Consider the following 9,537-nt stretch of genomic DNA (forward strand, 5'->3'; position numbering starts at 1 on the left):
CCTCACCGGCAGCCGCACCAGCCAACCGGTGTCCTCGTTCCCTGCGTTTTGTATTTCTCCGGCTGGTTTTCGGTTCGTTCCCCTCGGTCGCGTCGGCAGGGCTTCGCCTACAGTGCCGGTGGCCGGGGGTCAAGTTCGCGCCGTACGAAACCGCCGCCCACCTGCATGACCGCCGCGCGCGGACTTTACCCCCGGACACCGGTGCTGTACCCCCCGGGCTGACGACGCGACCGAGGGGAACGGACCGCACCACCTCACAAACCGCCGCCGCTGAGCCCTGACCCAGCCACCCTAGGGAACCGCGCTAGTTTCCCTGAGGTTGCCGAGGCCCGCCGGAGGCCCCTGCCTTTGACTTCAGGCGCCCACCACACGCGACGATTGCCGCCAGCCCAACGCGTGCGCAGTGACTCGGACCCGCGCGAAACCACCACCACAACCGCCGCCCGCCAACGCAAACCGCGTAGCACAGCGAACTGCGTCTCGATCCGTGATTAGTCAATACTAGGTAGTTCCGTAAAAATCGCCTTTAACCACCCACGAACCGCAACCCACCAGCCCAGCCCAGCCCAAAACGAACACCGGCCGCGTCCCCCTCAACCGAGAGGACCACGACCGGCAAGCGTTCAACCAAGCGTCCAACACAGAACCGGACTCGGCCCGAGCCCGACCCCCAGCCCCCTAAGGCCGCACGATCCCATAGATCGGCATCTCATTCAGCGACGCATACTGCACACCAGCACTCGGATTCGCAGCGTGGATGATCGTCCCATCCCCCACGTATATCCCCACGTGGTGCGCATCCGAGTAGTAGATGACCAAGTCCCCAGGCTGGATCTGCGACTCCGACACCTTCGGGAAGTCCGCGTACTGGTCGCGCGAGCCGTGCGACATCATCACGCCGGCCTTGCCCCAGGCCGCCATCGTCAGGCCGGAGCAGTCGTAGGCGTTCGGTCCGGCGGCGGCCCAGATGTAGGGCTTGCCCACCTGGGCCTTGGCGAAGGCCACCGCTATCGCGGCGCGGGCGTCGCTGGGGATCGGCAGGTTGCTGATGGTGTTCTTGGAGACGCCGCCGCCGGAGGTGCTGTTGACCAGCTTGTTGTACTGCGTGCGCTGGGAGGCGGTGAGTTGGTCCAGCAGGTTCTGGGCCTGCTTCTCCTTGGCGTCGATGTCAGCCTTCTGCTGTCCCATCGTGGTGCGGGTCTTGGCCAGCTGTGCCAGCTCGTCGCTGGCGCTGGCCTTGTCCTGGTTCAGCTGGCGGGCGATCTCCGCGGCGGTCGCCATGGTGGCCATCTTGCTGCCGGTCACCTGGGCCTGGGCGGTGGCCTGCTGGAGGAACTGGTCCGGTGACTGCTGGAGCATCAGCTCCAGGGTGCTGTCGACGCCGCCGTTCTCGTACTGTGCGGCGGCCAGGCCGCCCAGCGAGCTGCGCGCGGAGTCCAGTGAGCCCTGCTCCGCCGTGATGCGGGCCTGCAGCTGGGTCACCTTGGTCTGCAGGTCGTTCAGGCTCGTGTTGGCCTCGTTGTAGGCCTCCGACGCCACCTCGGCCTGGTTGTGGAGATTGTCCACCTGCGCCTTGACGTCGTTGATGTTCGCATTCGGGTCGGCCTCTGCGGTCGGCAGCAGAGCCACCGAGCCCGCGGCCGCCGTCGCCAGCGTCACCGTCATCGCCGTCCGGGAGACCGGAACGTACTTCTTGGGCGCGCGATGGGCCGCTTCCTTGGGCGACGTCACCATGTTTATAGCCTCCGCTTCACCGAAAGGTCGGGACCACCATAGCCCGTACGGAGGCAGGCCGAACAGAAAGTCTCGGCAAAGTTGGCGAGCATGAGACAACGCCCGAGCAACCCGACCGCGCCGTGAAACGCGGCTGACAGGGCTCGACGCACTCTGGAAGACTTGATCCGTATATCCCGTCCGACCGCAAGTATTCGCGGAGTTCGTTCATGGCTTTGCCATCCGCCGACCCTCTCGATCACCACTACCGGGGCGAGCACCCGATCCGCACGCTCGCCTACCTCTTCCGCGAGGACCGGGGCCGGCTGGCCCTCGGTGTGCTCGCCTACTTCGTCAAGCACAGCCCCACATTCCTGCTCCCGTTGGTGACGGCGGACGTCATCGACATCGTGGTGAAGCACCGTCCGATATCCGGCCTCTGGATCGATTCGGGCATTCTCCTCGTACTGCTCCTGTTCAACCTTCCCGGGCACCTGCTGTACGTCCGCTGCTTCAGTCACTCGATCCGGCGGATGGGCGTCCGGCTGCGCTCGGCGCTGGTCTGGCGGCTCCAGCACCTGACCATCGGCTACCACTCACGGGTCAGCGCCGGCGTGCTGCAGGCCAAGGTGATCCGGGACGTCGAGGCCATCGAGCAGGCCGCGCAACAGACCTCCGACACCGGCATCGGGGCGCTGGTGACGATGACCGGCGCGACCGTCATCATCGCCTTCCGCGACCCGGTCTGGCTGCCGGTGTTCGCCGCCCTGGTGCCGATCACCGTGCTGCTGGCCATGGCGCTGCGCAAGCCGATGAAACAGGACAATGAGTCCTTCCGGGAGGAAGTGGAGCAATTGTCCTCGCGCGTCGTGGAGATGACAGCCCTGATCCCCATCACCCGCGCACACGGCCTGGAGCGCGACGCCTACCGACGGGTGGACGGCACCCTGCGCCGCGTACTCGCCGCCGGGCTGCGTCTGGACCTGATCAACGGCAAGTTCGGCGCGATGGCCTGGATCGCGTTGAACTTCATGGGCGTGGCGTGCCTCACCGGCGCCGCGTATGCCGCCTACACCGGGGCCCTGGGCACCTCACCCGGCGATGTGGTGATGCTCAGCGCGTTCTTCACCACGCTGGTCGGCTCGGTCACCGCGCTGATGAACCTGACCCCGGTCATCACCCGGGGGCTGGCCTCGGTGCGGTCCGTCGGCGAGGTCCTGCAGGCCCCGGACATCGAGGAGAACGAGGGCCGCGAGGCCGTCCAGACCGTCCACGGCGAGTTCCGCTTCGAGGACATGACCCTGGAGTACCCGGATGCCGACCGGCCGTCGGTGGCCGACTTCGACCTGGTGGTGCGCCCCGGGGAGACGGTCGCCTTCGTCGGGGCCTCCGGGGCCGGCAAGTCGACGGTGCTGAACCTGGTCATCGGGTTCATCCGGCCGACCGCCGGCCGGATCCTGCTGGACGGCCGCGACATGGCCGGGCTGGACCTGCGGACCTACCGCAAGCACCTGTCGATCGTGCCGCAGGAGACGACCCTGTTCGACGGGACGATCCGGGACAACGTCCTCTACGGTCTGACCGGCGTCGACGACGAGCAGTTGCGCACGGCGCTCCGCGACGCGAACGCGCTGGAGTTCGTCGAGCGGCTGCCCGAAGGCCTGGACACCCGGGTCGGGGAGAAGGGCGCACGGATGTCCGGCGGCCAGAAGCAGCGGCTGGCGATCGCCCGGGCACTGGTCCGCGACCCGCGGGTGCTGATCCTGGACGAGGCCACCTCGGCCCTGGACACCCAGTCCGAGCGGCTGATCCAGGAGGCACTGGGCCGGCTGGTCGCCGGGCGCACCACGTTCGTCGTGGCGCACCGGCTGTCCACCGTGCGCAACGCCGACCGGATCGTGGTGATGGAGGGCGGCCGGATCGTCGAGACCGGGACGCACGACGAGCTGGTGGCGCGGGACGGGGCCTACGCCGCGTTGCACGGGGTGCGGGCTTCGTAGCCGCTCTCCAGTCCCCTGCGGGGACCGCGGCCCGGGACCGGCGCCGTCGAGTCATCGGCGGCGCCGGTCCCGTTTGACGGGGTCGGGGCCGCCTGGCTCACCCGGTCTGCTCGCTGAGGCTGAGGCCGAGGCCGTTCCCCCATTCGGACGACTGGACTTGGCCCGGCCCACCCGGCTGCCTGATCGTGGCCTGCAATGAGCACGTCAGCCGAGCAACGCCTGCCCGCGTGGGCGGTATGGTCCAACGCCCTCCCGGTCCTGGCCGCGGTGCTCCTCGCGTTCACCTGGGGCCGCGACATGCCGCCGTGGGTGGTGGCGGTGATCGCGCTGTTCCTGGTCGGCGCGGTGCTGGCCGCGGTGCACCACGCGGAGGTGGTCGCGCACCGGGTCGGGGAGCCGTTCGGATCGCTGGTGCTGGCGGTCGCGGTGACGGTGATCGAGGTGGCGCTGATCATCACCATGATGTCGGCGAAGGGCGCCAAGGGGGCCGGACTGGCCCGGGACACGGTGTTCGCGGCCGTGATGATCACCTGCAACGGCATCGCGGGGATGTGCCTGCTGCTCGGCGCGCTGAAGCGGGGACTGGCCCGGTTCAACGCCGACGGGACCTCGACGGTGTTCGGCGCCATCATCACGCTGGCCGGGCTGACCCTGGTGCTGCCGACGTTCACCACGTCGCAGCCCGGGCCGGAGTTCAACAACACCCAGCTGACCTTCGCCGCGCTGGCTTCGATCGCGGTGTACGGGCTGTTCATCAGCGCGCTGACGGTGCGGCATCGGCCGGACTATCTGCCGGTGGGGCCGGCGGCCGGGGCCGGTGCGCCTGCGGACGCCGCCGACCCCGCCGACTCCGCTGATTCCACTGACTCCACTGACTCCGGCCACGGCTCCGATACCGACTCCGACCACGGGTCCGATTTTGACGAAGACGGCTACGAGGGCGACCCCCCGACCAAGCGCGAAGCCCTGACCAGCCTGTCCCTGCTCCTCCTCGCCCTGGTCGCGGTGGTCGGGCTGGGCAAGGGCGTGTCCCCGACGATCGAGCGCGGCGTGGACCGGGCCGGGCTGCCCGCGTCCGTGGTCGGCGTCGTGATCGCGCTGATGGTGCTGCTGCCGGAGGCGATCGCGGCGGTGCGGGCGGCGCAGCGGGACCAGGTGCAGACCAGCCTGAACCTGGCTCTGGGGTCGGCGATGGCCAGCATCGGGCTGACCATTCCGGCGATCGCGGTGGCCACCGTGTGGCTGTCCACTCCCCTGGTCCTGGGGCTGGACGCGAGCCACATGGTGCTGCTGGCGATGACCGTGGCGGTCGGGTCGCTGACCTTCCTGCGGGGGCGGGCCACGTTGGTACAGGGCGGCGTGCACTTGGTGCTGTGCGCCGGGTACCTGGTGTTGGCGTTCAGTCCGTGATCGGGTCGCCGGTGGCCGGTAGCCAAGTAGCCAGTAGCCGGTAGCCGGTAGCCGCTTGGCCGCCAGTAGCCGCTTGGCCGCCAGTAGCCGCTTGGCCGCCAGTAATCGGGTAGTCAGTCCGCGGACTTGCTGAACCGGTCGCGCAGCTCACGCTTCAGCACCTTGTGGCTGGGGCCGAGCGGGAGCGCGTCCACGAACTCGACCCGGCGCGGGTACTTGTGGCGTCCCAGGTGCTCATCGCCGTAGGCGAGGATCTCCTCAGCCGAGGGCACGCCCGCCCCGGCCACCACGACCGCGACGATCTCCTCGCCGTGGACGTCGTCGGGCACGCCGATGACGGCGACCTCGGTGAGGCCCGGCATGCGCAGCAGCGTGTCCTCGACCTCGCGCGGGTAGACGTTGAACCCGCCGCGGATGATCAGGTCCTTGGTCCGGTCCACGATCGAGATGAAGCCGTCGGCGTCCCGACGGCCCAGGTCGCCGGTCCGGAACCAGCCGTCGACCACCGCCGCCGCGGTGGCCTCGGGGCGGCCGAGGTAGCCGGTGAAGACATTGTGGCCGCGGATCACGATCTCGCCGAGCTCGCCGCGGGGCAGGAGCCTGATGGCGTCCAGGACGTCCGGGTCGGCGACCTCCACGTCCACGCCCCACAGCGGGTGGCCGACCGTCCCGGCCCGGGTGCCGATCGAGAGCTGGTTCACCGAGGCCACCGGCGAGGTCTCGGACAGGCCGTAGCCTTCGAGCACCTTCGCGCCGAACGCCGCCTCGAACCGCTCCAGCACCGGCACCGGGAGCGAGGCGCCGCCGGAGACGCAGCGGCGCAGCTGCGGCATCGTCCCGGCCCGGGCCGCCGCCTCTACGAGGGTGACGTACATGGTCGGGACGCCGTGGAAGGTGGTGACGCGCTCCTTGGCCATCAGCGCGATGGCCGCGTCCGGGTCGAAGCGGGGCAGCAGGACGACGGTGGCGCCGAGGCGCCAGGTGGCGTTCATGCTGACGGTCTGGCCGAAGGTGTGGAACAGCGGGAGCGAGGCCAGGACGATGTCGTCGCGGCGGACCTCGTCGCGGGCGTCGTAGGCGTCGGTGGTCGCGTTCATCACCAGGTTGAGGTGGGACAGGACGGCGCCTTTGGGGGTGCCGGTGGTGCCGGACGTGTAGAAGATGACGGCCGGGTCCTCGGGCTTGCGGGTGACGAAGGTGGGGAGCGGGGTGGCCTGCTCGGTCAGCTCCTCCAGGCGGCCGTCGGGACCGGCCGTGAGGAGTCTGACCCCGGCCCGCTCGGCGGCCTTGGCGGCGGTCTCGGCGCACATCGCGTGCGCGATGAGCAGGCTGGCACCGCTGTCCCGCAGGACGGTCTCGGCTTCGTCGGCGGTGAGGAGGAGGTGCACGGGGACCACGACGCCGCCGGCGGCGAGGATCGCGTAGTAGGCGCGGGGGAACTCGATGGTGTTGGGGCACATCAGGGCGACTTTGTCGCCGGGCTTGATGCCTGTTTCTGTGCCTCTACCTTCTTTTGCGCTTCTACCTTGTTCTGCGTCTTCACCTTGCCCGGCAAGGGCGCCGGCCTGTTGGAGGACCTGCTGCCAGAGTTCGGCGAAGGTGAGGCGGTGGTCGCCTTCGATCAGCGCGATGTGGTCCGGGCGGCGCCAGGCGGGCTCGGCGAGGATGCTGGCCAGCGATAGGGAGGTCATGGCTGCTCGCTTCCGGTCGGGTGCGCTTCTCTTGCTCTTACTTCTTGTATCGCTGGTTGTGTCTCTGGCTGTGTCTCTGGCTGTGTCTCTGGCTGTGTCTCTGGTCGCGTCTCTGGCTTGTCTCTCTCGCTCCCGTTGATCGTCTCAGAAAGCGCTGACGCCGGTGAGGGCGCGACCGAGCAGCAGCTTCTGGATCTGGGATGTGCCTTCGTAAAGAGTCAGGACCCTGGCATCGCGCAGGTACTTGCCGACGGGGTATTCGTCGATGTAGCCATAGCCGCCGAAGACCTGGATGGCGTTGTTGGCGGCGCGGACGGCGGCCTCGGAGCAGAAGAGCTTGGCGGTCGAGGCGGCGGTGGCGTAGGGCTGGCCGCGTTCGATGAGGTCGGCGACGCGCCAGACCAGGAGGCGGCCGGCGTCCAGGTCGACGGAGATGTCGGCGAGCATCTCCTGGACCAGCTGGTAGTGCGCGATGGACTTGCCGAACTGGTCGCGCTGGGTGGCGTAGTCGACGGAGGCGTTGAGGCAGGCCTGCATCAGGCCGACGCAGCCGGCGGCCACGGACATGCGGCCCTTGTCCAGGGTGGACATCGCGATCTTGAAGCCCTGGCCGATCTCGCCGAGCCGGGCCTGGTCGGGGACGCGGACGTCTTCGAGGACGAGCTCGGCGGTGGCCTGGCCGCGCAGGCCGAGCTTGCCCTTGATCTCGCGGGCCTGGAAGCCGGGGGTGTCGGTGGGGACCAGGAAGGCGGTGATGCCACGCGGGCCGTCGTCGGGCTGGCCGTCCTTGTTGCCGGTGCGGGCGAAGACCAGGGCGACGTCGGCCCAGGTGCCGTTGGTGATGAAGATCTTGGAGCCGGTGATGCGCCAGCCGTCGCCGTCCTTCACGGCCTTGGTCTTCAGGTGACCGGCGTCGGAACCGTTGCCGGGCTCGGTGAGGCCGAAGCAGCCGAGGGCGTCACCGGCGGTGAGCTTGGGGATCCAGTGGCGCTTCTGCTCCTCGGTGCCGTACGCGAGCAGCGGCTTGGTGACCAGGCCGAGCGAGACGGAGACGATGCCGCGGACCGCGGTGTCGCCCCGGCCCAGCTCCTCCATGACGAGGCAGTAGGCCAGGTGGTCACCGGCCGAGCCGCCGTACTCCTCGGGGATCGTCATGCCGAGGAAGCCCAGGTCACCGAGCCGCTTCACGATGCCCCGGTCCACGGCCTCGGCCCGATCCCAGGCGGCGGCGTTCGGGATCAGCTCGCGGTCGGTGAAGTCGGCGGCGAGGGCGCGGATCGCCTCGTGTTCGTCGGTGAGGGTCAGGTCCATCGGGCACCTCGGGGTTGCGGAAACTAGCGCCGGGAGTTTTCTTGAACGTAGTCGGGAGAAACTAGCGGCGCAAGGTTTGGTGGGGGGTTTACTGGGTTCTCGGGCGGCGCGGGTTGGGGCCTTTAGGCGTTGGCGCCGCACCGCGAGGTGCCACGTGACGAGGAGAAGGAGACGCTATGGCTCGGCCACGTACGCCGCTGCTCAGCCGCGACGGCATCGTCGCCGCCGCGCTGGCCCTGGTCGACGCCGAGGGGTTGGAGGCGCTGTCGACGCGGCGGCTGGCGGCGGAGTTGGGGGTCAGCGGGCCGAGTCTGTACAACCACGTGGCGACGAAGGATGAGTTGATCGACGCGGTGGTTGATTGCGTGGTGGCGGCAGTGGATGTTTCGGCGTTCGCGGGGTTGGTGCGCAGTGACGTCGGCGAGCTTGGCGGCATTGGGGGCATTGGCGGAATTGGTGCCATTGGCGACAGTCACGAGACGGCGGCGAGGCTTGAGGTTTCTCAGGGGGCGAATCAGCTTGGCGACGGCATACGAGCGCCCGCGAATGTAGCCGTCAATGCGGCCGTCAATGCGGCCGTGAATGCGGCCGTGACCACGAGCGCGACCGGCGAGGAGCCAGCTTGGCGCGAGGCTTTGGCAACGTGGGCGCGCTCGTATCGCGAGGTGCTGGCGGCGCACCCGAACGTGGTACCGGCGTTGGCGCGTGGGTCGGGACGCCGTCCGGCACAGCTGCGGATCGCCGACGCGGTGTTCGGCGGACTGGTGGACGCCGGGTGGCCACGGCGCGAGGCCACGAGCATCGGTGCCCTGATGCGCTCGCTGGTGATCGGGTCGGCGCTGGGGTCGTTCGCGGCGGGCTTCCCGGCTGACGCGTCGGTCTACGCGGGCGTCTATCCGCACCTCAACCAGGCGCACCTGCTCGCCGAGCACCAGCGGGAGATCGACGACCGGGCTTTCGAGGTCGGGCTCACGGCCGTACTCGACGGGTTGGAGATGCGGCTGGCAGCATTGCGGGCCGGCGAACTGGGCGGCACGCGAGGCTAGTACATCAGCAGCCTGATGCATTCGAGGCCTGTGTCAGCGCAGCGAACGAGCCCAGCCGCCGACGGGACAAACTCCCGCGAACAACCACTCCTCACGCCTCCCCGCTGAGATTTCGCCAACCCGGTTCCGCGCACGCGCCGCATCCGGCATGCTTCGCGCTGTGGCGGTCTCAGACAACGCGGCGACCGGCGGAGCCGACCCCAGCGAGCCGCCGCCGGACGCCCTCATACAGGCGACGACGGCACTCCTGTCAGCAATCACCGCCATCACCCTCCCCCTCGACCTCCCCACGGCCGACCCGGCCCGCCGCGCCCGCACCGAGATCGAGCACATCCTCACCGCCGCGATCCTCCCCCGCCTCCACAC

The 9,537-nt window shown here is 69.3% G+C and carries 6 protein-coding genes and 1 pseudogene; 4 read left to right on the forward strand and 3 right to left on the reverse strand.

The window, feature by feature from the left end:
• Positions 1-678 precede the first annotated feature (678 nt).
• Positions 679-1,734 (reverse strand): C40 family peptidase, encoded by a 1,056-nt coding sequence (locus KGQ19_RS45105; protein ID WP_212021189.1) that lies wholly within the window; start codon positions 1,732-1,734, stop codon positions 679-681.
• 209 nt (positions 1,735-1,943) lie between these two features.
• Here KGQ19_RS45105 and KGQ19_RS45110 point away from each other — a divergent pair, with 209 nt between their 5' ends.
• Together KGQ19_RS45110 and KGQ19_RS45115 are read left to right on the forward strand one after the other, a co-directional pair.
• Positions 1,944-3,713 carry an ABC transporter ATP-binding protein gene (locus tag KGQ19_RS45110; protein WP_212021191.1) on the forward strand — a complete coding sequence of 590 codons (1,770 nt, stop codon included), beginning with the start codon at positions 1,944-1,946 and terminating at the stop codon, positions 3,711-3,713.
• A 195-nt stretch (positions 3,714-3,908) separates the two neighbouring features.
• The gene (locus KGQ19_RS45115) at positions 3,909-5,123 is read left to right on the forward strand and encodes a calcium:cation antiporter (protein WP_212021193.1); all 1,215 of its coding nucleotides are present in this window, start codon (positions 3,909-3,911) and stop codon (positions 5,121-5,123) included.
• A 113-nt stretch (positions 5,124-5,236) separates the two neighbouring features.
• On the opposite strand, the gene KGQ19_RS45120 is transcribed toward KGQ19_RS45115, so the two are convergent.
• Positions 5,237-6,814 carry a long-chain-fatty-acid--CoA ligase gene (locus KGQ19_RS45120; protein ID WP_212021195.1) on the reverse strand — a complete coding sequence of 526 codons (1,578 nt, stop codon included), beginning with the start codon at positions 6,812-6,814 and terminating at the stop codon, positions 5,237-5,239.
• Positions 6,815-6,958: 144 nt separating this feature from the next.
• A complete protein-coding gene (locus KGQ19_RS45125; RefSeq protein ID WP_212021197.1) occupies positions 6,959-8,125 on the reverse strand; it encodes an acyl-CoA dehydrogenase family protein in 1,167 nt (388 codons plus the stop codon).
• Between the two features lie 176 nt (positions 8,126-8,301).
• On the opposite strand from KGQ19_RS45125, the gene KGQ19_RS45130 reads away from it, so the two are divergent.
• Both KGQ19_RS45130 and KGQ19_RS45135 read left to right on the forward strand, forming a co-directional pair.
• Positions 8,302-9,171: a TetR/AcrR family transcriptional regulator C-terminal domain-containing protein gene (locus KGQ19_RS45130; protein ID WP_212021199.1), complete on the forward strand. Its 870-nt coding sequence runs from the start codon at positions 8,302-8,304 to the stop codon at positions 9,169-9,171.
• A gap of 160 nt (positions 9,172-9,331) precedes the next feature.
• A pseudogene (locus KGQ19_RS45135) lies at positions 9,332-9,537 on the forward strand (hypothetical protein); the annotation flags it as partial.

The sequence above is a fragment of the Catenulispora pinistramenti genome (genome assembly GCF_018274385.1).
GTDB lineage: Bacteria > Actinomycetota > Actinomycetes > Streptomycetales > Catenulisporaceae > Catenulispora > Catenulispora pinistramenti.

What these genes read in the sequence shown, in the direction of transcription:
- KGQ19_RS45105 (WP_212021189.1), bottom strand. Translation starts at nt 1,734, where the DNA reads ATGGTGACGTCGCCCAAGGAAGCGGCCCATCGCGCGCCCAAGAAGTAC.
- KGQ19_RS45110 (WP_212021191.1), top strand. Translation starts at nt 1,944, where the DNA reads ATGGCTTTGCCATCCGCCGACCCTCTCGATCACCACTACCGGGGCGAG.
- KGQ19_RS45115 (WP_212021193.1), top strand. Translation starts at nt 3,909, where the DNA reads ATGAGCACGTCAGCCGAGCAACGCCTGCCCGCGTGGGCGGTATGGTCC.
- KGQ19_RS45120 (WP_212021195.1), bottom strand. Translation starts at nt 6,814, where the DNA reads ATGACCTCCCTATCGCTGGCCAGCATCCTCGCCGAGCCCGCCTGGCGC.
- KGQ19_RS45125 (WP_212021197.1), bottom strand. Translation starts at nt 8,125, where the DNA reads ATGGACCTGACCCTCACCGACGAACACGAGGCGATCCGCGCCCTCGCC.
- KGQ19_RS45130 (WP_212021199.1), top strand. Translation starts at nt 8,302, where the DNA reads ATGGCTCGGCCACGTACGCCGCTGCTCAGCCGCGACGGCATCGTCGCC.